This is a genomic window from Salicibibacter halophilus, assembly GCF_006740705.1.
Lineage (GTDB): Bacteria > Bacillota > Bacilli > Bacillales > Marinococcaceae > Salicibibacter > Salicibibacter halophilus.
In genome coordinates this window covers 3,289,670-3,315,992 of record NZ_CP035485.1, presented here as the reverse complement: position 1 = coordinate 3,315,992, position 26,323 = coordinate 3,289,670, and the positions used below count along the sequence as shown (strand labels likewise).

General features: G+C 45.4%; 25 protein-coding genes and 1 pseudogene. 4 read left to right on the top strand and 22 right to left on the bottom strand.

From position 1 onward, the window contains the following. Positions 1-139 precede the first annotated feature (139 nt). The 22 genes and pseudogenes from EPH95_RS16175 to tnpA form a co-directional block, all read right to left on the bottom strand. On the bottom strand, positions 140-487 hold the full coding sequence (locus tag EPH95_RS16175; RefSeq protein ID WP_193556984.1) for a hypothetical protein: 348 nt from the start codon (positions 485-487) through the stop codon (positions 140-142). A 226-nt stretch (positions 488-713) separates the two neighbouring features. After that, on the bottom strand, positions 714-1,136 hold the full coding sequence (gene fosM / locus EPH95_RS16170; RefSeq protein ID WP_142091652.1) for a FosM family fosfomycin resistance protein: 423 nt from the start codon (positions 1,134-1,136) through the stop codon (positions 714-716). Positions 1,137-1,415: 279 nt separating this feature from the next. Next, a complete protein-coding gene (locus EPH95_RS18990; protein WP_160141826.1) occupies positions 1,416-1,583 on the bottom strand; it encodes a hypothetical protein in 168 nt (55 codons plus the stop codon). A 31-nt stretch (positions 1,584-1,614) separates the two neighbouring features. After that, the gene (locus EPH95_RS16165; RefSeq protein ID WP_227003949.1) at positions 1,615-2,346 is read right to left on the bottom strand and encodes a ferric iron reductase; all 732 of its coding nucleotides are present in this window, start codon (positions 2,344-2,346) and stop codon (positions 1,615-1,617) included. A 74-nt stretch (positions 2,347-2,420) separates the two neighbouring features. After that, complete coding sequence (locus tag EPH95_RS16160) at positions 2,421-4,253, bottom strand: IucA/IucC family protein (protein ID WP_142091034.1); 1,833 nt, start codon at positions 4,251-4,253, stop codon at positions 2,421-2,423. Between the two features lie 4 nt (positions 4,254-4,257). After that, a complete protein-coding gene (locus tag EPH95_RS16155) occupies positions 4,258-5,463 on the bottom strand; it encodes a type III PLP-dependent enzyme (RefSeq protein WP_227003948.1) in 1,206 nt (401 codons plus the stop codon). A 25-nt stretch (positions 5,464-5,488) separates the two neighbouring features. Continuing rightward, positions 5,489-6,268, bottom strand: a complete 780-nt coding sequence (locus tag EPH95_RS16150; protein WP_142091033.1) for an HpcH/HpaI aldolase family protein — start codon at positions 6,266-6,268, stop codon at positions 5,489-5,491. After that, positions 6,265-8,043, bottom strand: coding sequence for an IucA/IucC family protein (locus EPH95_RS16145; protein ID WP_142091032.1), 1,779 nt, complete (start codon positions 8,041-8,043; stop codon positions 6,265-6,267). Before EPH95_RS16145 ends, EPH95_RS16150 begins: the two co-directional genes overlap by 4 nt. Further along, positions 8,037-9,686 carry an IucA/IucC family protein gene (locus EPH95_RS16140; protein ID WP_142091031.1) on the bottom strand — a complete coding sequence of 550 codons (1,650 nt, stop codon included), beginning with the start codon at positions 9,684-9,686 and terminating at the stop codon, positions 8,037-8,039. The genes EPH95_RS16145 and EPH95_RS16140 overlap by 7 nt, the downstream gene beginning before the upstream one ends. Positions 9,687-9,975: 289 nt before the next feature. Then, positions 9,976-10,806, bottom strand: coding sequence for an ABC transporter ATP-binding protein (locus tag EPH95_RS16135; protein ID WP_160141825.1), 831 nt, complete (start codon positions 10,804-10,806; stop codon positions 9,976-9,978). A gap of 17 nt (positions 10,807-10,823) precedes the next feature. After that, on the bottom strand, positions 10,824-11,858 hold the full coding sequence (locus EPH95_RS16130; RefSeq protein WP_142091029.1) for a FecCD family ABC transporter permease: 1,035 nt from the start codon (positions 11,856-11,858) through the stop codon (positions 10,824-10,826). Beyond that, on the bottom strand, positions 11,855-12,865 hold the full coding sequence (locus EPH95_RS16125; protein WP_142091028.1) for a FecCD family ABC transporter permease: 1,011 nt from the start codon (positions 12,863-12,865) through the stop codon (positions 11,855-11,857). The genes EPH95_RS16130 and EPH95_RS16125 overlap by 4 nt, the downstream gene beginning before the upstream one ends. Before the next feature lie 25 nt (positions 12,866-12,890). After that, entirely contained in the window at positions 12,891-13,901 is a 1,011-nt protein-coding gene (locus tag EPH95_RS16120) for an ABC transporter substrate-binding protein (protein ID WP_142091027.1), read from the bottom strand. A 714-nt stretch (positions 13,902-14,615) separates the two neighbouring features. Next, on the bottom strand, positions 14,616-15,089 hold the full coding sequence (locus EPH95_RS16115; protein ID WP_142091026.1) for a thioesterase family protein: 474 nt from the start codon (positions 15,087-15,089) through the stop codon (positions 14,616-14,618). Then, the gene (locus EPH95_RS16110; RefSeq protein ID WP_142091025.1) at positions 15,079-16,044 is read right to left on the bottom strand and encodes a 3-hydroxyacyl-CoA dehydrogenase NAD-binding domain-containing protein; all 966 of its coding nucleotides are present in this window, start codon (positions 16,042-16,044) and stop codon (positions 15,079-15,081) included. Before EPH95_RS16110 ends, EPH95_RS16115 begins: the two co-directional genes overlap by 11 nt. 13 nt (positions 16,045-16,057) lie before the next feature. Then, positions 16,058-16,942, bottom strand: coding sequence for a beta-keto acid cleavage family enzyme (locus tag EPH95_RS16105; RefSeq protein WP_142091024.1), 885 nt, complete (start codon positions 16,940-16,942; stop codon positions 16,058-16,060). Positions 16,943-16,981: 39 nt separating this feature from the next. Then, entirely contained in the window at positions 16,982-17,644 is a 663-nt protein-coding gene (locus tag EPH95_RS16100; protein ID WP_142091023.1) for a 3-oxoacid CoA-transferase subunit B, read from the bottom strand. A gap of 4 nt (positions 17,645-17,648) precedes the next feature. Beyond that, on the bottom strand, positions 17,649-18,350 hold the full coding sequence (locus tag EPH95_RS16095; RefSeq protein WP_142091022.1) for a CoA transferase subunit A: 702 nt from the start codon (positions 18,348-18,350) through the stop codon (positions 17,649-17,651). A 20-nt stretch (positions 18,351-18,370) separates the two neighbouring features. Next, positions 18,371-19,555: an acetyl-CoA C-acetyltransferase gene (locus EPH95_RS16090; RefSeq protein WP_142091021.1), complete on the bottom strand. Its 1,185-nt coding sequence runs from the start codon at positions 19,553-19,555 to the stop codon at positions 18,371-18,373. Positions 19,556-19,912: 357 nt separating this feature from the next. Continuing rightward, a pseudogene (tnpC, locus tag EPH95_RS16085) lies at positions 19,913-21,495 on the bottom strand (IS66 family transposase). Positions 21,496-21,557: 62 nt separating this feature from the next. Continuing rightward, on the bottom strand, positions 21,558-21,911 hold the full coding sequence (gene tnpB, locus EPH95_RS16080) for an IS66 family insertion sequence element accessory protein TnpB (RefSeq protein ID WP_142087553.1): 354 nt from the start codon (positions 21,909-21,911) through the stop codon (positions 21,558-21,560). Further along, complete coding sequence (gene tnpA / locus EPH95_RS16075) at positions 21,905-22,255, bottom strand: IS66 family insertion sequence element accessory protein TnpA (RefSeq protein ID WP_227003902.1); 351 nt, start codon at positions 22,253-22,255, stop codon at positions 21,905-21,907. Before tnpA ends, tnpB begins: the two co-directional genes overlap by 7 nt. A 38-nt stretch (positions 22,256-22,293) precedes the next feature. Here tnpA and EPH95_RS16070 point away from each other — a divergent pair, with 38 nt between their 5' ends. From EPH95_RS16070 to EPH95_RS18985, 4 genes are all read left to right on the top strand, one after another. Then, on the top strand, positions 22,294-23,721 hold the full coding sequence (locus tag EPH95_RS16070; RefSeq protein ID WP_142091020.1) for a BCCT family transporter: 1,428 nt from the start codon (positions 22,294-22,296) through the stop codon (positions 23,719-23,721). A 12-nt stretch (positions 23,722-23,733) separates the two neighbouring features. After that, positions 23,734-24,630 (top strand): YitT family protein, encoded by an 897-nt coding sequence (locus tag EPH95_RS16065; protein ID WP_142091019.1) that lies wholly within the window; start codon positions 23,734-23,736, stop codon positions 24,628-24,630. 120 nt (positions 24,631-24,750) lie between these two features. Next, positions 24,751-25,806, top strand: a complete 1,056-nt coding sequence (locus tag EPH95_RS16060) for a GerAB/ArcD/ProY family transporter (RefSeq protein WP_142091018.1) — start codon at positions 24,751-24,753, stop codon at positions 25,804-25,806. A 309-nt stretch (positions 25,807-26,115) separates the two neighbouring features. Continuing rightward, positions 26,116-26,268 carry a hypothetical protein gene (locus tag EPH95_RS18985; protein WP_160141823.1) on the top strand — a complete coding sequence of 51 codons (153 nt, stop codon included), beginning with the start codon at positions 26,116-26,118 and terminating at the stop codon, positions 26,266-26,268. The last annotated feature ends 55 nt before the right edge of the window (positions 26,269-26,323 follow it).

The following is a 26,323-nucleotide window of genomic DNA, read 5'->3' as shown; positions in this document are numbered from 1 at the left end:
TTGCCACAAATAATATAGCACACACTCATAGATAACGCAAGCATATCTTTTAGATTTATTCGATACATCCTTGCCTAATAAAAAAGATCCGCACCATAAAATGATGCGGATCACAACGATGCGGTCCTTGCCCCACAATTTATTGACCGGATTGATTTTGGGCTTGTTGAAGTTGCTGATTCGCTTGTTGCAACTGTTGTTCAGCTTCCTGAATTTGCTGTTGTTGGTCAGGTTGTGCATTTGCTCCTGCTTGTTGAAGTTGTTGCTCAGCCTGTTGCAGTTCCTGTTGCGCTTGTTCGATCGCTTGTGGATCTGCTTGCTGAACAGCTTGTTGAACCTGCTGCTCCGCTTGTTGTGCAGCTTGTTGCGCTTGTTGCAACCCTTGATTTTGTTGCTGATTCTGCTGCTGTTGATTCTGCTGCTGTTGGTTCTGCTGCTGTTGGTTCTGCTGTTGCTGATTTTGTTGCGGGTTTTGCTGTTGAGCCATAAACGCCACTTCCTTTCCTAGGTATAGCGCCTCTCTTTCAGTGAGGCTACACATATACTGCCAGAATTACCCGATGGTTATTCATCAAAATCAGCAGAAAACAACATGACACAGGACTGAACTGCACGATTGAAGTGCTTCTCCACGATAAACACACTCACGAGAATGCCTGAACATTCGTTGTAGTTTCTGGAGGTTTCGTTTCAACCATCTTTTCACCGTCTCCTTAATCATAAAATTCCATATGCGGTTTTTCTCGCCTATAATAATCCAATCTATCTTGCAACGTACCTGTATGAAATTCAAATTTATGGCCATCCGGGTCCGTAAAATAAACAGAGTTCTTGTCCTTTTCATCTCTTGGACGACCGGATAAAATGTTTACATTCAATGCCTCTAATTTTTGGTATATACGATCAAATTCTGCTTCCTCAATTGAGAAAGCTATATGGGTGTAAGATTGCTTTATTTCATTGCGTGGAATATCCCTTTCTACGTTTAGCGCCAGCCAGAGCCCATTTAAATCAAAATATGCAGTGTTTTCTCCTTTCACAAGCAGTTTTGCCCCAAATACATTCCGGTAAAACTCGATAGACCTTTCCAAATCTGAAACTGAAAACAAAAAATGGTTGATTCCCTTTACAGACATCAACATCACCTCAAAAATTATATCCAACATCAATATTTTAACATTTCTTTTATCCAGTAGATCCTGTGATATCGAATTGCCAAACATAAAACCTCCCTGCAAAAATTACAGAGAGGTTATTCCAATAAACGTCTTATTTTGTTTTCGATACGCCTTGCCTTATGATCGTACTGTTTATCCAGGAAATGATTACGTAAAAATAGAACATCTTTATATTCGTCCAGCAGTGTATCAATTTGTTCACGTGTTTCTGTTTGGGTTACATGGGGTTGCACTTTTTCAAGCTCTCTCGGGGATCCACGGAACCAGCTCGCCCTTATCGAGTTCCGATCTGATGTCATACCAGCTGATTTCTTCAATCGTAAAAATAGAATGAAATATCGTATCCGGAACGCCTGAAAATTGTCGAGTCAAAAGAACACGGTCACCGGCATCAAATTTATTCATACGGAACGGAAATGCTTCCATAACCATTCATTCATTTAGCGTTGCGTGTAACTTTTTTACCGATTGGACAGTTGTTGCAAAATTGAATGCCTTCCGGATCTTCTTTTAGACGGTGGTAAAGGCAACACGTTTGCCGATAATGGGTAGCAGAGCTGTCCGGGGGACTCTTTAAGTAAGGAGAAATTGGATTTTGATCCCATTGAAAAAGGTCTCCTTCTGCGTCTTGCAGGTAATAAAAATCACTGGAAAGCTGCTTTTTCCTTTCTTGGCAAGTTTCAGCAGCCAATGCTTTCCGATACACAGAATTCACCCGAACGGCCACGTTCTCCCAAAGAATATGGACCGACACCCGAGAAGTGTTTCTCAACACACCAATCAACGGGGTGATATGATACGAAAACAACTCTCGCAACAAACTTTCCCTCCACGCTTCTCTTTCCCCCTGCTCCCACGCCTGAAATCGGCATGACCCTTCCTGCACACACAGCTTCCGCTCGTTACTGAACATACACGCATGCGTAGGCAGAGATAATGCACAATTGTACGACCCAATGCTATGTAAAGTGGAAGCAACAACAGAGCGTGCATATTGTTTCATGAACAAAGAGGCAGCTACCTTTTTATTTGGCGCTTTAATGTCTTCCATATATCGGAGAAGAAACGAATGACAGACTTCTTCATTCAGAAGCTCAATGATCGGGACACCTAACGTGTGCTGGTCTTTACGTTTTACACCAAACGATTCAAGTTGTTCGATATTCAATGCTATCATTCCTAGAGTACAGATTAGATACTTTATGCTTCTTCTATTGAGAAGCTTTTTCAATTACCCCTTTTTTATAGTCTAACGGATGATGGCGATAAATGCCATGATTTATGATGAAGATGAAACGGATTAATGCCTTCACTTTTTCCGGACGGCATCGCTCCAGGCGCACCTCCTACCTCCAATAATGGACGGATAACCAACTTTACCGGCCATTTTTCGGATGTGAATAAAAGGCGGTGCACCTTCTCCGAATCCGGAAAATTAATTTCCCGGAGCACTTTCTGCCATTCTTGTTCTGTGATCTCCCACAATTGCCTTTCCGGCAGATGAAAACTCTCCGAAAGCGTCTCAATAATGGAAGCAATATTCACCTGAGTACCCAAGGTTTGCACATAAAACAGCAATTCTTCAATCGTGTCATTATATAAACTGTTGGAATACCCAGGGCGGATGAGGTATTCAGGATCATCGAGGTTATGCTTCCTTATATACGGCGGATATAACCGTACAGAATCATGGTCCCTGAATAAAAGGGCTACCGGTTGGATGCCGTCGAGTACCAGGCAACAATTTTGACCGTGAATTTCCGGAACGATTCCTATTTTAAATAGGCGCATGACGATCTCATAAAACAAAGCTACCACTTCTTGATAGAACGTGAGGATGCCTTCCTCCGTACATTTCTCCCCTAGTAACTGCCGGATAAAATAAAAACTAGCCTCTCCGGCACCTAACGATGCCATCGTAATTAGCTTGTAGTCTTTATCGAAGAGTTCCTGAGGATACCTGCGCAGTTGTGCGGACAGATGGCGGGGATGATCATCAAAAAGGCCTGTAGAAGCGGGGAGGTACCCCCACCATGCGGTTTCTTCACAAACGTACACGATTTCTTTTAAACGATCATCGCAAGCGATCGCCTGGCGCAGCAACCTTTCTCCGGAATTGCCATTCATCAGTTTTACGACAGGCAAATACCGGGCGGCTCCCAGTGAGGTCACGCCCATGGGGAGTTTCAACATGTTCTCGGATTGCTCAAAGGGGGCCATCGAACGAACGGAGGATGTGGACAGGTAACTCCCCGCTTTCGTCGATAATGGAAGAATCTTTTGTTGGGCTATTTCCTTTTGAAAATCAGGCTCGATCACTTGCTTCATCTGCCATGGATGGACGGGAAGAATTGTATACTTCCGGCGGTCAATATCCCGATGCGCAATCTCCTCTTCAATTACCGCCCGCTCTTGTTCGGGAAGGAGATCGAGACATGACGGATCATCGTTAACGACGCCGCGGACCACACAATCATCAGCAACGGCCACCCAACAAAGAGGGGTCGCCTTTCCGAATTCTGCCATGTATCGCTGATAATTCTCTGTATCAAAACCGACTTTTGCCTTTGATGCCGGGTGAAAGGGACGGTCTCTGAGTGAAGCTCTTTTTTCACTTTCTATAAACCATTCATAAGCCGTACGCGGGAAGGTTGATTGTCGACTCTCTAAATGCTGCAAACTAAGACCTAACTGCTCAACCGATTTCTCCACGCTGCTGATAAAGTTTTCCACCCCCTCTCCCCCATTTGACCTCAACACAACATGAACTAGTTGAACAGCTGTATCAAGGCGGACCCACTTGCCTTCCTGTCTGGTATAAACAGGTGTCCCTTCTTTCCATTGCACACCCTGGCGATAGCTTTTTTCCAGTTGCAAGAACAATGCCCCCGTGTAAATCAGTGTATTTTCTTCCAGACTAAACAACACTTGCACTTCTTTGGAGGCATTTCGGAACGAAACCAGGTTTTCGGCTTCAACGGGAATGGTCTCCTCTGCAATAAAGCTGTTGATCAGATCTTTGAACACCATGTGTTCAGCGCTCGTCAATGATGAGTGGTAAAGTGTTCGGTTCATGCTTTCAGCCTTCTTCCTTCTTCGTTTTCCATTCGTCCTTATACAAAAATACCGGGTGAGGGTGGCCGAGAAAATCATGATGGGAAATCGTCCAGCTATAAGCCCCTGATTTTTCAAAAACAACAATGTCACCGACGCGCAATGTCTCGACTTTTGCCCGGGAATGGAGTCGGTCTTTGGGGGAACAAAGCTCCCCGACAATGGAGATAAAATCATCGTGAATACCTGGTCTTTTAAAATCGTATGTCCATTCCCAATCATCGGTCGAGACAATTGAAAACGGATGATCTTGCCCCCAGGAAGCAGGAAGGCGGTGATGATGGGTCCCCCCTCGCAAAATCGCAAAATGTTGGTCCATGGATGATTTAAGGTCTATCATTTCAGCCGCGTAATACACAAAATCAGCAACAATATAACGCCCGGGTTCAAAGAACAGTTCGGCTTCGCCTAAGCGATCCAGCACTCCGCTTTTTTTGAACAAAGTGATAAACCGCTCCCAATCAAAACTAGGCTTGTCATCATAAGAAACCCCAAGCCCCCCGCCGACGTTAATCACAGAAACCTCTACATTAAATGTTCGCTTCCATTCTTCCACCTTTTCCATATACAACAGAATCATTTCCATATGCCGGTCAGGATGCTTGTTATTGGAGAGGGAGTGAAAGTGAAACCCCCGGAAATGTACGTGTGTATTTTCAACGTCCTGCAGAATGGTTAACGCCTCTTCAATGATCCATTCATCCATACCAAATGGGCTTGGTTTACCGGCCATTGTGACGTTCGTCACCGGTAATGTACGTTCATGGAGGTTAACGCGCAAAAGGATGTTTGTGTCGATATCCAACTGTGCAGCTACGCCAATCAGCTTTCTCAACTCCAGCAAACTCTCGACGTGAATATAGGAAACTCCCTTTTTCAGCGCTTGTTCCAGCTCGTATTCTTTTTTTCCCGGGCCGCCAAATAAGACAGGAATTTCTTCCGACACGTAACGAACCCTTTGCAACTCTCCCAGCGAGGCGACCTCAAATCCATCGACGTACGGCAACAGTGTTTTCAATATTTTAGGATCGGGGTTCGCTTTTATGGCATAAAATAAACAGGTTTTCTTCGGTAGAATATCTACCATCGCTTTTATATGCGATTGCAAAGCTGGTAAGTCATGCAAATAGGCACACACCGGTTCATCCATTTGTTGTTTAAGTTCCTTCACCCAAAGAGCTATGTCCTCTTGCAAATCAATCACTCCCTGCTAAATATCGGTAATGAGCCAATTTTTCTTGATAAGCACGAAAAGCTGTGCCTCTTTCGTCACCGAGAACAAATATATTAGCTCCTTTTTGTGCCCACGCTTGGTGTTGCTCCTGGTTCCGGGAAACAACCGCATAAGGAACACGTAGGCTGCAAGCGGTCTGCCATAGAGATTGAAGTCGCGTTTGAACGGCAGAATGGTCCACCTGCCACGGGATGGATAGAGATTGGGAGAGGTCTGCAGCTCCTTCCAGAACAAAGCTTATGCGCGGACATGAAAGAATCTCTTCTCGGTTATCGACTCCTTTTTCGCTTTCTATCATAGGGGCCAAAAGAATTTCCTCGTTCGCTCTAGCGATGTATTCCGTCAACGAGTACTTGGCAAACATTCCTGCTCTACCGCTGTTAAGGCTTCGCTGCCCTACCGGGTGGTAAAAGATGTGCTGGACGGCAATCTCCATTTGTTCACGAGATTCCACATGGGGAATGACAATTCCCTGTGCCCCGGCATCCAATACTTTTAAAATATTATGGCGATGAAGACCCGGGACCCGAACAAGCGGAGTTGCCCCGGTAACCTCTGCGGCTCGAATCATTTGTTCAATCATTTCCTTGCTCATCGGGGCGTGCTCATCATCGATGATGACAAAATCAAATGCTGCATAACCAACCAGTTCTGCCATCACAGGATGGGGTGTGGATAGAAACATGCCGTATACGTCCTGCCCGCTTTCTATTTTTTGTTTCAAGCGATTCGGCCTCATCATCTGCTCCCCCTTATCTCCCGAAGAGGATTGCTGGCGACGCGAAAATGCAGTTCTCCATCTCCATATAGGCGGCGCTTTGTCATTTCCTCAATGCGTATATCCCCGGCGAACAAATCAAACTGTTCAAAGCGTTCTTGATATTCCGGGAACTCACGTTGATAGTGACGAATCACTCTTTCACAAACCTGCCAAAATTGCTTCTCGCTTATGCTGTATCGTTCAAAGAAAAAAGCAAGTTCGGCCATGCAAATAAAAAACAACGCATCGTACAAATAATCCCGGACTTCGGCGTTCGTTTCTGCTTTAATAAAGGAATAACGGTTAACAGCCCGATGGGCTTCCGACTCGGACCTAAGAAAAGGCATCCGTTCCGGTTCAAGAAGCTCGCTGGGCACAAAACGCACCCCGTCATGCAAGTCTTTCACGATGATTCGCTGCGGCCAGCCTTTCTCAAGCACAAGTATGATGTTTTGCGCATGTGCTTCAATTGCAATCCCATGTACCTGCATTAAATGGATCAAAGGGGGGATTATCGTTGTAATTAGCGCTTCACACCAGGCTTCTGCCCCATATTCATCAATCACTGGCTGAATGAAAGGCACTTTGTTTTTTTGAATATGAGTAACGGCGTTTAAGGGGATAGCTGTCTCTGCTTCACTTACATAATTTGAGATATTTTCTCTATAAATAACCCCTAATGTTCCATACAGTCGATCAGATTCCAATTTGGATGTTCCATCATCGTGATAAGAAACCCCGGCGATCTCCCGAAGAAGCGCAAATGACTGCCCTCTCAAAAAATCATCATTTTCCACAATCGCATGCAACCAATTACTGATCTTCGGTGCATTTTGAATCGTATGGCTTGCTAAAATCCGGCTCGAAGAGGTATTCGTAATGCTGAGAGGCAGCTTTATATAAGGAGCCTGAGCATTGTTTCGATGAGCAAGCGTTCGTATCGGCTGCTGCGCCCGATATTTAGGTGTTGAGCACCCCAAAAAAATAACCTTTCCTTCAGCCAAAAGCTCGATCAATACATTTTGCAGGTGATGCTCCCACTGCCATGGATGTACGGGGAGCCATACCATCGACTCATTGGCTTTCTCTTTTTCACGCAACACGTTGTAAAAGCGTTCTTTTTCCTCGAAGGAAAGATGCTCATCGATCACATTCTCCATCTCCCCTTCTGTCGATTGGGCAATCGTTAGCTGACTGGCATCAACAGCAAGCCAATACATTGAAAGTTCTACGTTAAACTCCGGACCATATGTCGCGTTGTCGACCAAGGAAAACCCCATTCTTGATTTGTAGGACGGATGATAAGGATGACCTTCGATAAGCTCACTTTCAAGCTCTTCATAAGTAATTTCATGAAAAGAGAACGGTTCACGCTGCTGTTGTTTAGCTTCATAGTCTTTCGAAAAAGTTTCAAGCACTTCTTGAATAAATGAGTGAACTTGGACCCCTTTTATGTTGTGCTGCACAATTTCTTCTAAAAAAAGAAAAAGATCTGTGCACAGGGATGTTTCACGTTTAATTGAATAAGGGATGACTTTCACACGGTTGAACGACCACTTTTGTTCTGCTTCAAACGTATAACTCACCACATGCCCTGTTTTTGTTCTTCCATATATATTCCAAAAATTCCCTTTTCCCTCAACTTCCAAGATTCCTTCAAATAGGAAAGCCTCCATTGTTTGGCGCATGATTCGGTGCTTTACTTCTTCGAGGGGTGATGGGTTAGCCGTCGATGCATCAGAAATATTTTTCAGCATTCCTCTCCCTCCTGTTTTTGGTTCAAGATATTTGGTACAAAAACATATTCAGGATCCTCTCCATTTTCAAAGAAACAACTGCTCATGTTCTTTTTCGCCAAAAAAACCTTGGCAGATCGTACCTCCTTGATAAAGGCGTTGCCGGTATGCCAGGCTTCTTGTGCCAATACGTTATCAACGACTTTCCAAACATTTGCCTCCTGTACTTCCAGGATTCTCGCGATAGTGTGAATCAACGTTCCCAGATGGTTAATCAAAAAGTAATAACAGGTTCGCTGTCTCGCCTGCTCTTTACGATAAAAAAGTGAACTGTCGCTTCCTTTTTCATCTTGCAGATATTCCCCTTCCACACTCACGCCCTCCAAATCTCTCACGATAAATTGCTGAGGCATTCCATCTTTGCGGAGTGTGACCAAGCTGTTTTGAAGATGAGCTTCAAAATGAATTCCTTTAGAATTTGCCTCTCGCATGAGCGGCAATAACGATATGTCCAAATATTGATAAAGCCATTCCTCCAGCCGATGAGTGTCGACGATATGCTGCAAACGAGGAAGATGACTGAAAGGGTCTTTCTCAACAAGGCTCGCTACTACTAATGTCGATGAGAGATCAAAATTAACCGGACGATAGGCAAGTGTGAACAATTCTGAAAGGTGCTCATCATCAAACGCGCACGACATTGCCCCAGTCTCGCCGGAAATTTGTGTGTTCGGTTCAGTGTAAAAGCATTGACTGTCTCTTAAATAACGACTGGCCTCTAATGTCCGTTGCATCTGTACAGCCGTATTATTTCTTTTCATATTTGTAATTTGTAAGTTCAAGGGAAGTTTTAGGTTGCATTGAAGTTCCGGAAGATAAACTGTGCGCACCGAAGACGTCGGAAAAGCCTGATGGCCAAGAATGCCCAAAAACACGAGGGCTTCCCTGTCTTTATAGCGGCTGATCGGTTCCAGCGTTTGTACATACTGGTATTGCCACGGATGCATTGGCAAGATGCGGTACCCCTGATATCGTGATCCTAGTTTTCGTCTGGCTTGCTGTTCAACGTCATCCCCCCAGGAAATCTTATCCTCACACAGCCAATCTTCCAAAAAGCAATCGGTTCGCACGGCTACGTAACCAAGCTGAAAAACGGAGCGGCATTCAGGACTGTATTGATAAATTTCTTTCTCATGAAACCCTTCCCGGTTTTTGGGAAAGGGATGAAAAGGATGGCCATAAATTAACGATTGTTCTGAGCTAATGTAATCCGTCACCGAGAGCGGATTCGCCTCTTGAATAAACAATGATAGCTTATGGCAACTGTCACTTACCTTCCGCATAAAAGTAAGGTTTTGATCCTGGGAAATAGCAGGGTTTTTCATTCGAAACTCTCGAATAATAAGAGTAAGAATATCCATGAAATCAGCTTGTTTCCCAGCGATAAAATAGTTTGCATATTCGTGCTCCCCTATTGCCGAATAATACGCGAGCTGACCAACAACTTGTACATGTTTAGCCGGAAAATCAATTTGATAATGGTTGTTTTTATGGTTCACCGAAAATACACCATATCCACCACACTCTCTCAAATAGCAATTCAACAACGTTTTACAAGTATGGTGATTCGCCTCTTTTTTGCTTTTGATTTGCAACTCTTGCATATTTACCACCTATATTTACTCGTCGTCTTGTGAACCTCTCATTGGCATAAATCCCCTGGCTGTGTCACCCTCAATTTAATTGATAATGATTATCAGTGTCAATTGTTTATTCGGAAACTTTTATTTTTGCTTCGAAATGCTTAGGATACAGGAAAAACAGGGGACATCACTCATAAAGACACCTGACTTTAATAAGCCTTAATACGTGATTTATCGTCTGACTCATTGCTTTTCAATTAAAAAGCTCCCATCCTTTCTACAAGGAACCGGGAGCTAGGAATACATTTCTTTATTTAACGTAAGCCATTTCTTTCTCTACTGTCGTTTTTTTCTTTTTCCGCCCTTTGCCATAAGGAACACACATGGGCGAACCGAATAAGGGGTCTTCAATAATTTCGCTTTCCATGCCAAAAACGTCTTGCACCATATCGGATGTGATAACCTCTTCCGGACGCCCTTCGGTATGAATGGTTTTATTTTTAACAGCGACAATGTGATCTGCGTAGCGGGCTGCCATATTCAGATCATGAAGAACCATGACGATCGTGCGACCTTCCGCTATATTGAGGTCATAGCATAAATCCAGAATCTCAATCTGGTGCGCCATATCCAGATAGGTAGTCGGCTCATCCAACAACAAAATATCCGTGTTCTGTGCCAGAGTCATCGCTATCCACACCCGCTGGCGCTGACCTCCTGATAGAGAATGGAGCGAGCGATCGGATAAATGTTTCGTCTGTGTTGCTTCCAGTGCCTGCTCTACAAATTCTTCATCTTGCTTGCTCCATTGCTGCAACAAGCTTTGGTGGGGATATCTTCCTTGTTTAACCAGTTGCCCTACCGTCAAACCTTCAGGAGCTACCGGACCTTGAGGGAGGATCGCCAACTGTTTGGCAATCTCTTTTGTAGCCATCTCATTGACCGATTGGTGATCGAGCATGACCTCCCCGGTTTTCGGTTTTAACAAACGTGCAAGGGAGCGGAGCAACGTGGATTTCCCACAACCGTTTGCTCCTACAAAGACTGTAATCTCTCCTTTTGGCAATATAAGGTTAAGGTCCTCGAGCACGATTGTATCCTGGTACCCCAGCGTAAGATTATGCGCTTGCAATCGACTCATTTTCATCAAGCTCCTTTTTAAAGATGACGGTTCCGATAAAGCAAATAGATAAAGAACGGCGCGCCAATGCCGGAAATCAGTACTCCCACAGGCAAATCCAAAGGATGAAAAGCTGTACGGGCAATCACATCAGCTACAACAACCATCCATCCACCGACCACGGCGGAAACAGGAACGAGAGCCGCGAATGAACGTCCAACGAAGAACCGGCCAATATGGGGAGCCATCAACCCCACAAATCCAACGCCACCTGCAAATGCGACGGCTATGCCTGCAAGTCCGACACTAATCAAAATCATGAAAAATCGCTGCGACTGGATCTTTGCTCCCAAACCTACGGCAACCCCATCTCCTAACTGTTGAACGTGTATCGCTCGTGTGCACAGAAAAGCTAAAGGTATGAGAAGAAGTACCCATGGCGCCATCGCAGTCACATCTTCCCAAGTGGTCCCATAAACACTTCCCGTCAACCATGTGTACGCCTGATTAGCCGTTTCAATGGGGCTAAACACGATCATCATCGTGGTGAGGGCATCCATCGCCGCAGCCACGCCAATCCCGATCAGAATGAGGCGAATCGGGGTCACCCCTTCTTTCCATGCCAAAAAATAGATTAAGAGCGAGACTAGCCCGGCCCCGAACATGGCCGCCAAAGGCAAAAAACTTATGGAAATGATCCCGCTGAATAAAGTAATAAACAGAACAGCGGCCACGGAAGCACCGCTGGTAATACCGATAATATCCGGTGAGGCCAGCGGATTACGAACCATCTCCTGCAAAATCAATCCGGCAACCCCTAAAGCGGCCCCAACCAGAAGGGCAAGCACCATACGTGGGAGACGAAGAACATCAATAATAAAATCATCTCCCCCACCTCCAAATCCAAACAAATACTGAAGAACAGTAAATGGAGAAACCCATGTGCTCCCTATCGACAAACCAATTAACATCGACATGAAAAGGATCACACAAAAAGCAATGATCACCAACAACGACTTTTTATCTATTCGAAACGATGCAAAACGCTTACGTACGGTAAAATATTTTCTCATCTGCCTCGAAACCCCTTTCTTGCTATATAAATAAAGAAAGGAGCTCCGATTAATGCTGTCATAATACCAATTGGCACTTCCTGAGGCCTGATAACGAACCTGGCAACCAAATCTGCACATATAAGCAAGGTGGCACCTATGCACACACAGTAAGGGAGTAACCAGTAATGATCATTGCCGACGAAAGACCGGGCAATATGAGGCACGATTAACCCAATAAAACCAATCATTCCCCCGATGGCAACCGAACCCCCCGCTAACAAGACAGCTACCAAAACAAGGACCACTTTCACTAACAACGTTTTCTGCCCCAGCCCCTTGGCGATATCATCCCCGGACATAAGGATATTGATCGGTTTTGCCAATAAAAATGAGCAAAGCAACGCTCCAATCATGAACGGCAGCACAGGCAAGAGCACATCCAATGTTCGCCCAGAGACCGTTCCGGCCATCCATAACAGCATTTGATCTAAGTTCGCCTCATTGACAACAAGCATCCCTTGGGTAAACGAAGTAAAAAGTGCCATAACAGCCGTTCCCGCGAGCACCACTCGAACGGGAGAAAGTCCGTCTACGCCAATGAAACCCAAAAAAAGCACGATCACAGCTGCAAACCCTGCTCCAAAAAACGCAATCCATATGAGCATGGAGAGAGAAGTAATCGAGAGTACTGCAACCGAAAACACAACAAAAAATAATGCGCCGGCATTGATACCGAAAATCCCCGGGGAAGCAAGGGGATTTCGTGTTAAAGCCTGTAAAAGCCCACCGGAAACAGCAAGACTACTTCCTATGAGAGCAGCTGTAAAAGCTCGAGAAAATCGTTCATAGGTGATAACATGAGCTGCCGAATTTTCATCAAAGCCCACCATGGCTTCGATCATCGTCATACCGGGTAAAGAGATTTGCCCCAACCGTACACTTAGAAAAAAAGAGACGAAAAGGAGCGCACAGCTCACGACCAGCCCAAAAAACTTCCCCTTTGAAGATGAAAGTAAATGTGTCACTCCTCTCCCTCATTCCATAAACGGTCTAGTCCTCTTCTTCTAAATCAAAGGCATCATACAAGTCATCCAGCATCTGATTGGCAGCAATGTATCCTCCGCCCATATTCCAGGCCACTTCATCCACCATGTTTACATCATCATTCCGGACAGCTTCCAGTTCATCCCATAATGGATGATCGGTCCAGTTAGCCATCGCTGCTTCCAGTTCGTCCTCGTCTTGGTTCCCTTGCGTAAAGATAAAGAAAACTTCCGCATCCATTTCGGGAATAGCCTCAGTATTCGTAAATTCCAAGAAATCCTCTTCGTCATCAATCGCTTCTTCTTGGCTCTCTGTATGCGTAAAACCTACTTCTTGAAGAATGCCACCCGGAAATCCACCTGTGAACATACGAACTTGGTCCGAACGGATGTTCAATACCGAAGCCGTAAGTGGCCAGTCGTCACCAAGATCCTCCTCCATCCGTGATTGGAAATCTGCAACACGATCTTCCCAGTCCCGGAGCATTTGATCAGCTTTATCTTGTTGCTTCGTCGCTTCCCCCATGATCTCAAGGGTATGCTGAAAATCATTGATAGGATCGGTAATCACTGTTGGAGCAATCGCCTCAAGCTGATCGTGAACTTCCTCATGACGCGATAGGGTGCCCACAATAAGATCCGGTTCTAAAGCTGCAATTTCTTCCAGATTTGGCTGTGTTTCATCCCCAACAATCTCGGCACCTTCAAGATCATCGCGTAAGTATTCATACATCGGTTGTTCCACCCAGGACTCCACAGCGCCGACCGGAACAATATCAAGCGCGACAGCCGTGTCTGTCGCTCCTTGATGTAAAGTGACCACTCGTTCAGGATCCCCTTCAATCTCAGCGGTCCCTAAAGCATGTTCTACTTCGATGACGTTATTTTCTTCACTTTCCTGCGTCTCCTCTTCATCATCTATTTCGTCCTCCCCGCAACCAACGGCAAGAAACATAAAAATAAATATAGCTGGAAAATAAAGAAGACGAGCGTTTATGTACTCCTTAATAAAACGCATCAAAACTCCCCTTCTGGTAATGATAATCATTTTCATCTGCAGAAAAAATTTTACCATTGTCTTTGGAAAAGATCAATTGGAAAAAACAAAAATTCATACACTTTTCGGAGAAGCAAGTGACTTCCTCATGCGCGTGGCAAGGCTTATCTTGTTAAAATATGTCATTTCCTGAAGCTTTCGCTGTATTGGGCATGAGCATTGCTACGCTCCCTTAGCTTGTGTAAATTTCCATTAGAAAAGACAGGAAAGAAAAAAGAACCTCACTTTACAGCAGGCTCTGGAGGTTGGGAAAAACATCATACGTATTTCTCTATATAACTTCACATTTTTGACCCTATCCAGGCGCGTTGGTTTACCTTAAAATACCTTTACATAGGTGGCCTATATGTTCGGTCACGTATCAATCCAAGGCATCTTGTGCAAATGTTATCTATCGGAAGTTTCTAATGATAGAAATACCTTTCGAAAAACCATTGCTTAGTATAAGATGAGTCCTCAGGAACAGGATTTGCGGACTCAAAGTGTTGCACAGAAGCCAAATCAATCCTCAGGATCGGGTTTTGGGGAATCATAATGGTAGCTGAACGCCAAATTTGTCCACAAATAACAAAACACGTTATGTTTAACATCCTTTTCATCTTTAATAGGGCTTCACGAAGCGTTATATTTGTGTAAGCTATTATATTAAATTTGGATAATCAACGCGCCTGGACCCTATCTTTTTTTCCGCCGGATGCCCATTGGCTGATTCGCCGCTGTTGGCCATAGTTCTTGTTCAAGCAAAGGGAGTTGAACAATCGCTTCATCTACTTTGCCCGGAAATGGGGCAGGACGACCTGAATTTAGATCCATCCCCATGGCCATTTGCTCACTTGTGGCGATCGCATCGCTCTGGTCATTTTTCATCTCAAACCAGAGATGCATGCGTTTAGCATCCACGTCGAGAAGTGTTACAAACACCCGAAGCATTTGGTCTTCGTGTGCCTCTGCCAAATACTTCAAATGCGCTTCCAACGTGAAAATGGTATAGACCTCTTCCGCTCTGCCTGTCTCATCGAGGCCGATTTGATCCATAAAAGCATCCAAAGCCATGCTAAACACTTGCGCATAAGCTGCATCATTCATGTGACCGTTATAATCAACCCATTCTGCACGGACTTCACCGTGCCAAATCTCTTTAGCTGTCACGGGGCATCAACCTTTCAGATGGCCAGAATCCTTCATCTTCCAGCAACTGCATCAGTTTAATCAAAAAACGATCACGCCTGCGTTCCATCTCTTGGACACTTCTGTTACCACTTTGGGAACTTGTGCCTTCAATCACTTTTTGGCTTAAGTCTTCGGTGAGCTCCGGTGCAACCAGCCGGGTCCAGGGAAGTTTAAGCGCGGGTCCAAATTGCTCCAACATATGAGCCATCCCCTGATCCCCTCCGGCAAGATGCAGTGTCATAAACGGTCCCATGAGCGCCCAGCGAAGGCCCGGTCCATAAACGATCGCTTTATCCACCTCTTCAGTTGTTGCCACGCCATCATTAACAATGTGCAGACTCTCCCGCCAAACGGCTTCCATTAAACGATCGCCGATATGTCCATCAATTTCCCCGGACATGACGAGCGGCTTCATATTTAATCCGTCATACATTTCACGGGCTTTCTCTAACAGTTGGCGGTCTGTATGAACCCCGCCTGCCAGCTCCACAAGGGGGATAAGGTAGACTGGGTTAAACGGATGCGCCACAATCACTCGCTCCGGGCAGTGTTCACACGTTTTCTGCAGAACAGAAGGCATGTACCCCGATGTACTGGAAGCGATAATCGCGGATGCGGGGGCGATTTCATCCACCTGGGTGAGGACCTTTTGCTTAACATCTTCCCTTTCAGGGACATTTTCTTGAATCAAATCCGCGTGTTGAACGGCTTCTTCCAGGGTTTGTGTAAATGTCAAGTTTTCGATGGAGGCATGATCTGTAATGCCATATGCGGCAAGTGTTGGCCAGATGTCGTTTAAAAACGCCCGTGTCTTCTCCTCTGCTCCTTCTGCAGGATCAAAGGCGAGGACATGGTGCCCGTTGGCGATAAAACGGGCGATCCAGCCGTTTCCGATAACCCCTGTCCCCACCACTGCCATGGTTTTTTGTGTCATAAAGCACCTCCTCCTAGTTTTCGAACTTACGAAGGTTCAAGGCTTCGCGGGCTTCCTGAGGCGTCATGGGCTCTACGCTTACTCCCTTAAGAATTCCAACAGCCTTATCGACCAATTGGGCGTTCGTGCCGAGCACACCTTTTTCGAGATATAAGTTATCTTCCAATCCAACACGAATATTTCCACCGAGAAGGGCAGCTTGTGCCACCATCGGCAATTGCATGCGCCCGATGCCGAACGCTGACCAACTTGCTCCGTTGACAATCCGATCCCGCATATAGGTAATTGTTTCTGCATCGGCAGCCGCTCCCCAAGGAATACCCAGACAAAATTGATACATCGGATCCCCATCGATCAGTCCATCATAATAAAGCTGATTGGCTAAACGAATTTGTCCCGTGTCGAAAATCTCCAGTTCTGGTTTTACGCCGCTTGCCTGGATAAGCGCTGCATGTTCGCGCAACCAACCGGCAGGACCAAGATAGACTTGATCACTAAAATTGATGCTCCCGCAGTCAAGGGTGCAAATTTCCGGGAGCAATTTTTCCACAGGTTCATGGCGTTCCTTTGGTGTCTGGATATCAGTTCCAGGCCCGCCCTGTGTTGGGTTGTTCAGATCCGGCACGAAATCTCCACCGCCGCCCGCGGTTATATTAATAACCACATCGGTTTCCGATTCGCGAATCCGTTCCACGACTTCCCGAAATAGATCTGGATCATGACTTAGACTTCCCGTTTCCGGGTCGCGCACGTGGATATGGGCGATGGCCGCTCCTGCTTTTGCGGCTTCAATGGCAGCCTCTGCAATTTCCTTCGGAGTAACTGGAACATGAGGGCTTTTCTCTGTCGTTTCTCCGGCACCAGTTACAGCAGCTGTAATAATCGTTCTCTGAGCCATAAAAGTTCCTCCTTTTGGTTTCTTTGTCCATTCGCTCTTTTAATATGCTTCCAGTTTTACAGCCTCGCTAACGACTAGATCTGGTTCAGTCATTTTCTTTATATCTTCGACCGTATATCCTTCCGCTATTTCAGTAAGCATGAGGCCTTTGGGTGTCACTTCAATGACGGCACAATCCGTAATGATTTTTGTTACCACCTCGGCTCCAGTTAAGGGCAGGCTGCACGTATTGACGATTTTTGGGTCTCCGTTTTTATTCAGATGATTCATGATGATAATCACTCGTTGAGCACCATGAACAATATCCATCGCCCCGCCCATCCCTTTCACTGTTTTTCCGGGAATCATCCAATTGGCAAGGTCTCCGTTGCTGGATACTTCCATTCCCCCTAAGACCGCGACATCTATATGGCCGCCACGAATCATTCCAAATGACTCCGCATTGTCAAAGTAAGACGTTCCTTGACTTTCGGTCACTGTTTCTTTTCCTGCATTAATTAAATCAGGGTCCACCTGATCTTCCGCCGGGTAGGGCCCGATGCCAAGTAAGCCATTTTCAGATTGCAACATTAACCTTTTGTGTTGAGAGATATAATTAGCTACAAGTGTGGGCATCCCAATACCTAGATTGGCGTAATCTCCATCTTTTAATTCTTTTTCTGCCCGTTTCGCAATCTTTTCTCTTATGTCTTGCTGCCCCATATTATCATCCTTTCGCCGATGATCTTGTTGTGAGACGTTCCACCCGTTTTTCCTGCTTCCCCTCGATTGTTTGCTGCACATAAATGCCCGGAGTGTGAATGTGATCCGGATCTAACTCTCCAGGCTCCACAAGTTCCTCGACTTCTGCAATCGTGACTTTGCCGGCAGCGGCAATGAGTGGATTAAAGTTACGGGCTGTTTTGTTATAAATCAAATTACCCATATGATCCCCTTTTGCAGCTCGAACAAGCCCGAAATCCGCAGTCATTGCTGTTTGAAGCATATAGTCTTTTCCGTTGAACGACCGGACTTCACCTCCTTCTGCAATAGGCGTTCCCACGCCTGCAGGCGTATAAAAGGCCGGAATACCGGCACCACCTGCACGGATACGCTCAGCAAGGGATCCTTGAGGTACCAATTCATATTCGAGTTCATTCGCCATCACTTGGCGTTCAAACTCTTTGTTTTCTCCGACATAGGAACCGATCATTTTTTTGATCTGTTTGTTTTGCAAAAGTAACCCCAACCCCCAATCATCCACGCCGCAATTATTAGAGATGATGGTTAAATTTTTCGCACCGGAATTCCTCAATGCAATAATTAAATTTTCAGGGATTCCAACAAGTCCAAAACCTCCGACAAGTATGGTTGCTTCGTCATAAATATCTTTGACCGCTTCTTCAAAAGAAGACAATATTTTGTTCAATTGACTCACTCCTCTTCCAGTTATCGCTCAACGATTGTGGCTACTCCTTGACCCCCGCCGATACAGAGCGTAGCGAGACCATAACGCTCGTTTCGCTTTTTTAGCTCGTGTAAGAGGGTCACGAGAATGCGAGCCCCGCTAGCGCCAATGGGGTGGCCAAGTGCGATGGCTCCTCCATTCACATTTAATAGGTCATGGTTAAAGTTCAGTTCCCGACCGACGGCCAGCGATTGGGAGGCAAAGGCTTCATTCGCTTCAACAAGGTTGATATCTTCCATTGTCAGCTCAATCTTTTCAAGTGCTCGCTTTGTTGCTGAGACAGGGCCCATCCCCATGATTTTGGGGTCAACACCACCACTGGCATTTGAACGGATGGCGGCTAACAGCTCTATCCCGAGTTGATCTGCTTTTTCTTTACTAAGGATGACAAGCGCAGCTGCACCATCGTTAATGCCCGATGTATTCCCGGCTGTAACTGCACCTTCTTTTTGAAACGCAGGGCGTAACCCAGCAAGCTTGTCTTTTGTCGCATTCGGTTTGATCCCTTCATCTTGTTCAAATAAAACAGGATCACCTTTTCGCTGGGGCACGGATACCCGAACGATCTCCTCATTAAATCGCCCCGTTTGTATCGCTTCGGCTGCTTTCCGTTGGCTTTCGACTGCAAATTCATCCAATTCCTCTCTCGTTAACTCATAAGACTGGCACACATTTTCAGCCGTGACCCCCATGTGATAATCGTTGAATGCACACCAAAGACCGTCGTTGATCATGCTGTCTACCACCGTCTGATGACCCATACGGTATCCATCCCTCACTCCTGGTAACACGTAAGGAGCTTGGCTCATGTTTTCCATGCCACCGGCGATCACAATATCCTGGTCCCCCACCATGATGGATTGTGCCGCAAGATGAATAGCTTTAAGTCCGGAGCCACAAACTTTATTAATGGTCATCGATGGGGTCGTCTCAGGTATTCCGGCTTTCATGGCGGCTTGGCGAGCCGTGTTTTGCCCCAGTCCTGCCTGTAGCACATGACCCAGAATGACTTCATGCACTTGTTTTTCTTCGATTCCTGCGCGTGCTAACGCTTCTTTGATCGTAATGGATCCCAGTTCAGGAGCAGATACGTCCTTTAAACTCCCCAAAAAAGATCCAGTGGGTGTTCGAACTGCGCTTGCGATCACAACTTCCCGATAGGACACTATCGTTCCCTCCGATGCAAGACGATATATTCTTGATGTTTAAAAGCTTCCCAGCTCGCTATCAATTTATGTGCAGGGAAAAGCAGTCCCATATGAATAAAACTGCCCGACCATGGAACATTAAAAATATTGTTTCCGCATTTCAATGCTTCATGTCACCGGGAATGAATGTGCATTACGAGGAGTGGAAGTTATGGGAAGAAGAGTTAATAAACCGGTCTTTTTTGTGTCTATGCTGATCACGCTAGCTTTTCTTGCAGTGGGTGTGTTTTTCCCTGATGTACTCGCGTACGTTTTTGAGTTCGGTAAGCGTCAAATAATCCCCACCTAATAACAGGCGGGGATGTCATGTATGCTTTATTTAGATTGATTAGGGACGAAACATTCTTGCGGGAGTGTTTTGGACCATGGCAGAAGTTGAGCCAATTGCGCTTGATCTGTTGTATCCATATTGGGAAGTTCCTCAAACAAATAGCTAAGGTAGTGGAATGGATTCAATCCGTTTTCCTTGGCTGTCTCCACAATACTATAGATCATCGCACTGGATTTTGCTCCCTTTGCGGTGTTGCTAAACAGCCAATTTTTCCTCCCCATCACAAACGGCTTGATGGATCGTTCGGCTCGATTGTTATCGATCTCCAATCGGCCATCCTCTAAAAATGCCTCTAAACGCTCCCATTGGTTACGACAATATTTAATCGCCTTGCCAAGCGCACTTTTTGGTAATACATGTGGCGTTTGTTCTTGAAGCCATGCCAAAAAAGCCTCCAGTACGGGCTGGCTGCGTTCCAAACGCTTTTCATAGCGTTCTTGTGGACTTGCGTCCTTTAAATGGCGTTCAATGTCAAAAAGCTGATTGCAGAAGGCCAAACCTTCTTTCGCTTTCACAGACGTCGTGGCTGCGGATTCAGGCAATGCCTGCAGCGCTTCCGTGAATTTACGACGCGCATGCGCCCAACAGCCGACCAAACGGACATGGGGAAGGCCATTGTATCCTGCGTAACCATCGACATGCAGGTAGCCCTGAAAGCCATCCAGGAATCGGCGGGGATGCTTATTCGCCCGGGTCTGCTGATAATCGTACAGCACCATGGGCACATCGGCTTGTCCGGAGCGAAACAGCCACATATAGGACTTCGATGTTGCCGATCGTTCCGGTTCGGATAACACTTGTAAGGTTGTCTCATCCGCGTGTAAGGCATCCAGCTCTAATAGTTGGGCATGCATTTCGTTGTAAATCAGCTCGAGCCACGTGTTGGCACCGGACATCATCCAATTGGCCAGAGTCTGGCGGGGGATAGATACACCGAAACGTTCCAGGTGTTTCTCTTGCCGATACAAGGGCATGCCTTCCACATATTTCTGGGTCATGGCATGAGCCACGGCGGATGGAGAGGCTAAGCTTCCCGGAAATGCCGGTTCCGGCATCTTCGCTGTCACGATAGGCGTTTCGATGTCATGGCGTTCACAATGGCGGCAGCCATAGACATGGCGGACGTGCTCCACGACTTTCACTTGCGCTGGAATGACCTTTAATTCTTTTCGCACGTCCGTACTCATATCGTGTAGGGCTCCGCCACAACACGAACAGACCTGCTCCTCATCGGATAAATGATAGTCCATCGTTTCCGTCGGCAGGTTTTCGAGCTTTTGTTCGCGTTGGCCACGCTGTTTCTTGCGTTTATATGTAACCGTTTCGACCGTTGATTCTTCAACCGTCGGGGTGGATGTACCTTCGACCTCATTGAAAAGAGAGAGCTGGTCTTCATCGGTCTTCTCACTGGAAGATCCGAATCTGCGTTGTTGGCTTAGGCGAAATTGTTCTTCGTACCATTGGACTTTAGCCTCCAACGCCTCTTTTTCCAGCTCAAGCTTTTCATTTTGCGCTCGATAATATGCAATTGATGGGTTTGATGATTGCGCTGTATGTGCCATACCATAAGTATACGGAAAAGCATCCAACTTGCCCAGTCGAATGCCCGTATTTCTAAATTTCAATGTTCTATAGAATGGTACGCGCTTTGACCTCCCGATGGGCCTGCCTCTGCTCGATGGGCAAACCATCCAGCAGCCACCGAAGTTGGCGCGGACTGATGGTCATGGGTGCCGTTTCTGTTTCCGATGGCCAATGGAATGTGCCATTTTCCAACCTGCGGTAATGGAGCCAAAAGCCGTTGTGCTCCCACTGCAGGATTTTCAACTTGTCACGTTTCCGATTACAAAACACGAACAGACAAGGGGAAAAAGGATCGAGATCAAAGCATTGTTGGACAATAACGGCCAGACCGTCGATCGATTTGCGAAGATCCGTGTTTCCCCGAGCCAGGTACACGCGCTCGAATGATACATTCAACATTGGCTTCGCAACACATGAATGATATCGGATAATAACCCAACATGGGCGCCCGGCCTTACTTCGACGGAGATGGCACCGTAGTGAATAAAGATAGGTTCCGATCCTCCGGAAGGTATAGGATCATCATCGTCGACTTGGACCGTCAGCCATTGGGTTGAATCCGGTTCCGATGATATCTTGTCATCCTTGAATCGCTGGACCCAATAATACATTTGATTGACGTTGATGTCCTGCTCACGACACCATTCGGCCACACGTTGTCCGCTTTCTTTCCAGGCATCATACCGAGCTTTCCACTCGATTCTCTTGTCTTTCAGCGTCATCACATAACCTCCCGCAATCATTTCTAAGGCGATTATGGCACGGATGACTTTTGATTCCTATGTGTATTCTATTTGACGCTTACTTTGAGTTCGCATTAGAAGTTATTTATAACGCATTTGGTTGGGTGCTATTAACGGCTGTTTTTGTTTTTATCGTGTTTTGTGTTTACGTTGCATTCTCCAAATTTGGGAAAATAAAATTAGGCGATGATTCGGATGAACCTGAATTTCGAAAAATAACTTGGATTGCTATGCTCTTTAGTGCAGCTATCGGGATAGCTTTAGTGTTTTTCGGGGTGGCAGAGCCGGTGCTATATTATGTGGATCCTCCATACGGAGAAGGCTACACAGAAAGTGCAGCCACAACGGCCATGCAATTTGTTTATTTACATTGGGGGATCTCCGCTTGGGCTTGCTATGCTGTAGTCGGAGCAGCTTTAGCTTATTGCAAATACCGGAAAAAACTCCCGGCAACACTGAGTGCTGTCTTTTATCCCCTCATCGGGGATGGCATTTACGGACCCGTGGGAAAAATTATAGACATCTTTGTTGTTTTAGCTGTTGTTGTGGGGATTTCATCGTCTTTAGGGTTCGGGGTCCTGCAAATCAATAGTGGCATGGCGTACGAATGGGGGCTTCCAAATACATTTAGCATACAACTCATCATGATTGCAGTGATTACGGTGATTTACTTATTATCTGCCGCGACAGGACTTAAACGTGGGCTTAAATACCTCGCTAATACAAACTTTATCTTGGCGCTGATTCTTGTGGTATTTTTATTGGTCTTCGCTTCCACATCCAACATTTTTCAAATCTTTTTCCAAGGCATTAGCGACTATACGAACAATTTATTAGGCATGTCTTTTCGCATGGATCCCTACGGCGATGGGGGATGGATTTCCTCCTGGACCCTCTTTTATTTTGGTTGGTGGATTGCTTGGGCTCCCTTCGTTGGCGTTTTTGTCGCGCGTGTGTCTAAGGGGAGAACCTTACGGGAATTTATGATGGGCGCGTTATTCATTCCTGTCCTTGTATGCTTCTTTTGGTTCGCTGTTTTAGGGGGATCTGCGCTTGATCTCATCCATAATCAAGGCCATGTAGCCTTAGCTGAAGTTGTAGCAGCCGATGAGACTGTCGCGCTTTTTGAGTTTCTCAGCTATTTTCCCTTTAGCAGTGTGATGAGCGTTTTAGCTATGGTGTTAATTTTCATCTTCTTTATCACCGCAGCAGATTCCGCGATGTTTGTGATCGGGATGATGAATGAGTATGGCATTGAAAACCCATCTAACCGAATTAAAATCATATGGGGTATCGTGATTTCCGGCGTTGCTGCCATATTGACCTTTACGGGGGGGATACAAGGGTTTGAATCTGCCTTGGTGGCTACCTCCCTCCCGATGTCTATCATTATGCTATTGATGTGTGTGTGTCTGTATAAAATGTTGCATGCGGATTATCATCAACAAGAAACAAGTAAGGATTAAAGGTGCAAATTCATGAAACACATCGCCTTAATTGTCATAGGAACTTTAAGTATTGCTTTAGCAACGACATTGCTCGCCATGCCTAATCAGATCGCAGATGGAGGCATCGTCGGTTTATCATTGATCTTGTACTATGCATTTGGCATCTCACCGGGGATCGTGACATTCTTGATCTTTGTGGCATTAATTGGGGTGAGCGTCAAATACCTCCCACGTCACATGGTGTATAAAACGCTTACCAACGTCCCGCTCCTATCATTGTTTATATATCTCACTGAAAATTTAGGCCAGCCTATTGGCGACCCTATTGTTGCCGCGATTTTTGCAGGTCTTTTTATAGGGATCGGTTTCGGTTTAATTATTCAAGCGGGCAGTTCTATTGGGGGCACCTCCATTATTGCATTAATTTTCAACCAGCGATTTGGCTGGGATGTGGTCCTTATGACCTTCATTTTGGATGGATTAATTGTTTTGGCTGGCGTGTTTGTGATTGGACCATTATATACGATGTACACCGTGATCGCCTTATTCATAGGAAAGGTAGCAAGCGATTATGTCTTGAGTGGTTTTGATGCAAAGAAAGCCGTCAATATTGTTTCCCTGAAAAGCTTAGAGATCCAAAAGAAAATAACCGAAGAGATGGGTTCAAGTGCTACGGTGTTTAAAGGTTATGGTGTATACACAGAAGAAGATAGAAAAGTGGTGTATGTGGTCCTGCGTTCACAGAGAATTTTATATTTAAAAAGATTGATTATGGAGATGGATCCGGAAGCATTTGTCGTGGTTCACAATGTCAAAGACGTTTTTGGCGGAACGTTCTTTGCCACACCTGCGATAGAACATACCATCGCGTTATCAAGTGAGACCAATGATGACGAAGGTGTTTATCAGGAGGATCCAAACGAATAGAGCAATAATGTTGGGTTACCTTGCACATGCCCATTTATATTCCAGTGTTGATCAAGGATCAGAGGAGACTAAAAGATCACTTTGACTTTTAAACTAACAAAGAACAATAAGGAGTTAGCAATGCCATCTCAATTGATCACGAGACAAGTTTCCCCATTTTTTGCTTTTTTTATCGTGGCGATTATTACTATCGCTTTGTCTATTTTTTCCTTTCAACGCACCCTGGTTTCTACTGCCGGTCATGACGGCTGGATGGCGATTATCCTCTCAGCGTTGATGGTTCATGTCATGATCGGGCTTATGTACAAAATGCTCAACCAGCATCATACCATTGTTGATGTCCAAAAACAGGTGTTTGGGAAGGTGCTGGGAACCTGTCTAAGCATCTATTGGATCTTTTACTTCACCCTGTACGCAATGGTTGACCTTGTTTCCTATGTGGAAATTATTCGAACCTGGATTTATCCTGAAGTCGCCCCCGGGGTTTTTTTCTTCTTGCTTCTATTCATAACCTATTTGTTGGCCATGGCAGGTTTTCGAGCGATCGTTGGAATCAGCGTACTGGCGATCCTTGTGACCCCTCCGTTTTTGCTTTTTTCCCGCTGGCCTTACAGCCAAACACAATGGGGGAGTTTGTTTCCGATCGGAAATCATTCCCTTGGGGATCTATGGGCCGCTACGCAGGATATGACGTACCCGTTTTTAGGAATAGAGATCTTGTTGATGGCTTTCCCCTTTATCAGAGAAGCTCAGCAATCCCATAAATGGGCACAGTTGGGGGTAACGTTTAGTACGATCATCTATCTGGTTAGTTTCATCCTCCCCGTCCTCTATTTTCATGAACATCATCTGGCCACGATTCTATGGCCGATGCTATCCCTGTGGAGAATAGAATACTTCGGGATCTCCCTATGGATCCTTACGCTATTGCCGAATTTAGCCTTCCAATTGTGGGCGGCGAGCCGTGTCGCCAAACAGACCATCCATATTTATCAATCCCATGCAGTCCGAGGTCTGTCGCTCCTGATTTTCGGCAGCGCCTTCTTTTTTACCACTCACTTTGAGATCGAGAGTATCTCATCCTTTACATTCGACGTGGGATTTTATACGTTCTTCGTCTACCTTCCCCTCTTATTTCTACTCCAAACGATCATCACCCGAAGAGACTCTGCATAAATATAGGCAAACCCTAATCCTCCTCATCTACATCGATAAGCGAATGGACTTTTCTATAACTCCGACTAGGCCTCAATTTTTTGGATTTTTTTTATCCCCAATTTAGAAATAAGATTGTTTTCTTTTCATTTAGTCAGATCGTTATTAACAGACCAAAAAGAAATTCCACTTGTTTTTTCTTAGTCCACATTCGCGCTTCGGCACAGTGGTATAGTACTTAGATCAAAATTTTCCATCTTTTTTTTGTGAAAAATCCTTGAAATCTTTGAAGATCGGCGTATAATTTTCAATAATTAAGGGGGAGGAAAAATGCGGTTACTTAAAACCATTGCTGTGAGGTTTATGTTGACTGGTTCTGCTCTTTTCATGGCTGTTTTGCTCCTACCTGTTTTTTTAATTACAGAGCAAGTAGATGAGTTTTCCAGACTGGTAGAAGCAATATTCAAAGATCGAAAGGATTAAACCATTGTCATTTCACCTCTTATTAGTAAGAGGTGAATTTGTTTTTTTCCTTAAA

What these genes read in the sequence shown, in the direction of transcription:
- fosM (WP_142091652.1), bottom strand. Translation starts at nt 1,136, where the DNA reads ATGTCTGTAAAGGGAATCAACCATTTTTTGTTTTCAGTTTCAGATTTG.
- EPH95_RS16130 (WP_142091029.1), bottom strand. Translation starts at nt 11,858, where the DNA reads ATGAGAAAATATTTTACCGTACGTAAGCGTTTTGCATCGTTTCGAATA.
- EPH95_RS16140 (WP_142091031.1), bottom strand. Translation starts at nt 9,686, where the DNA reads ATGCAAGAGTTGCAAATCAAAAGCAAAAAAGAGGCGAATCACCATACT.
- EPH95_RS18990 (WP_160141826.1), bottom strand. Translation starts at nt 1,583, where the DNA reads ATGAATAAATTTGATGCCGGTGACCGTGTTCTTTTGACTCGACAATTT.
- EPH95_RS16120 (WP_142091027.1), bottom strand. Translation starts at nt 13,901, where the DNA reads ATGCGTTTTATTAAGGAGTACATAAACGCTCGTCTTCTTTATTTTCCA.
- EPH95_RS16150 (WP_142091033.1), bottom strand. Translation starts at nt 6,268, where the DNA reads ATGATGAGGCCGAATCGCTTGAAACAAAAAATAGAAAGCGGGCAGGAC.
- EPH95_RS16105 (WP_142091024.1), bottom strand. Translation starts at nt 16,942, where the DNA reads ATGGCTCAGAGAACGATTATTACAGCTGCTGTAACTGGTGCCGGAGAA.
- EPH95_RS16160 (WP_142091034.1), bottom strand. Translation starts at nt 4,253, where the DNA reads ATGAACCGAACACTTTACCACTCATCATTGACGAGCGCTGAACACATG.
- EPH95_RS16065 (WP_142091019.1), top strand. Translation starts at nt 23,734, where the DNA reads ATGAAACACATCGCCTTAATTGTCATAGGAACTTTAAGTATTGCTTTA.
- EPH95_RS16070 (WP_142091020.1), top strand. Translation starts at nt 22,294, where the DNA reads ATGTGTATTCTATTTGACGCTTACTTTGAGTTCGCATTAGAAGTTATT.
- tnpA (WP_227003902.1), bottom strand. Translation starts at nt 22,255, where the DNA reads ATGATTGCGGGAGGTTATGTGATGACGCTGAAAGACAAGAGAATCGAG.
- EPH95_RS16060 (WP_142091018.1), top strand. Translation starts at nt 24,751, where the DNA reads ATGCCATCTCAATTGATCACGAGACAAGTTTCCCCATTTTTTGCTTTT.
- EPH95_RS16175 (WP_193556984.1), bottom strand. Translation starts at nt 487, where the DNA reads ATGGCTCAACAGCAAAACCCGCAACAAAATCAGCAACAGCAGAACCAA.
- EPH95_RS16145 (WP_142091032.1), bottom strand. Translation starts at nt 8,043, where the DNA reads ATGCTGAAAAATATTTCTGATGCATCGACGGCTAACCCATCACCCCTC.
- EPH95_RS18985 (WP_160141823.1), top strand. Translation starts at nt 26,116, where the DNA reads ATGCGGTTACTTAAAACCATTGCTGTGAGGTTTATGTTGACTGGTTCT.
- tnpB (WP_142087553.1), bottom strand. Translation starts at nt 21,911, where the DNA reads ATGTTGAATGTATCATTCGAGCGCGTGTACCTGGCTCGGGGAAACACG.
- EPH95_RS16100 (WP_142091023.1), bottom strand. Translation starts at nt 17,644, where the DNA reads ATGGGGCAGCAAGACATAAGAGAAAAGATTGCGAAACGGGCAGAAAAA.
- EPH95_RS16135 (WP_160141825.1), bottom strand. Translation starts at nt 10,806, where the DNA reads ATGAGTCGATTGCAAGCGCATAATCTTACGCTGGGGTACCAGGATACA.
- EPH95_RS16110 (WP_142091025.1), bottom strand. Translation starts at nt 16,044, where the DNA reads ATGACACAAAAAACCATGGCAGTGGTGGGGACAGGGGTTATCGGAAAC.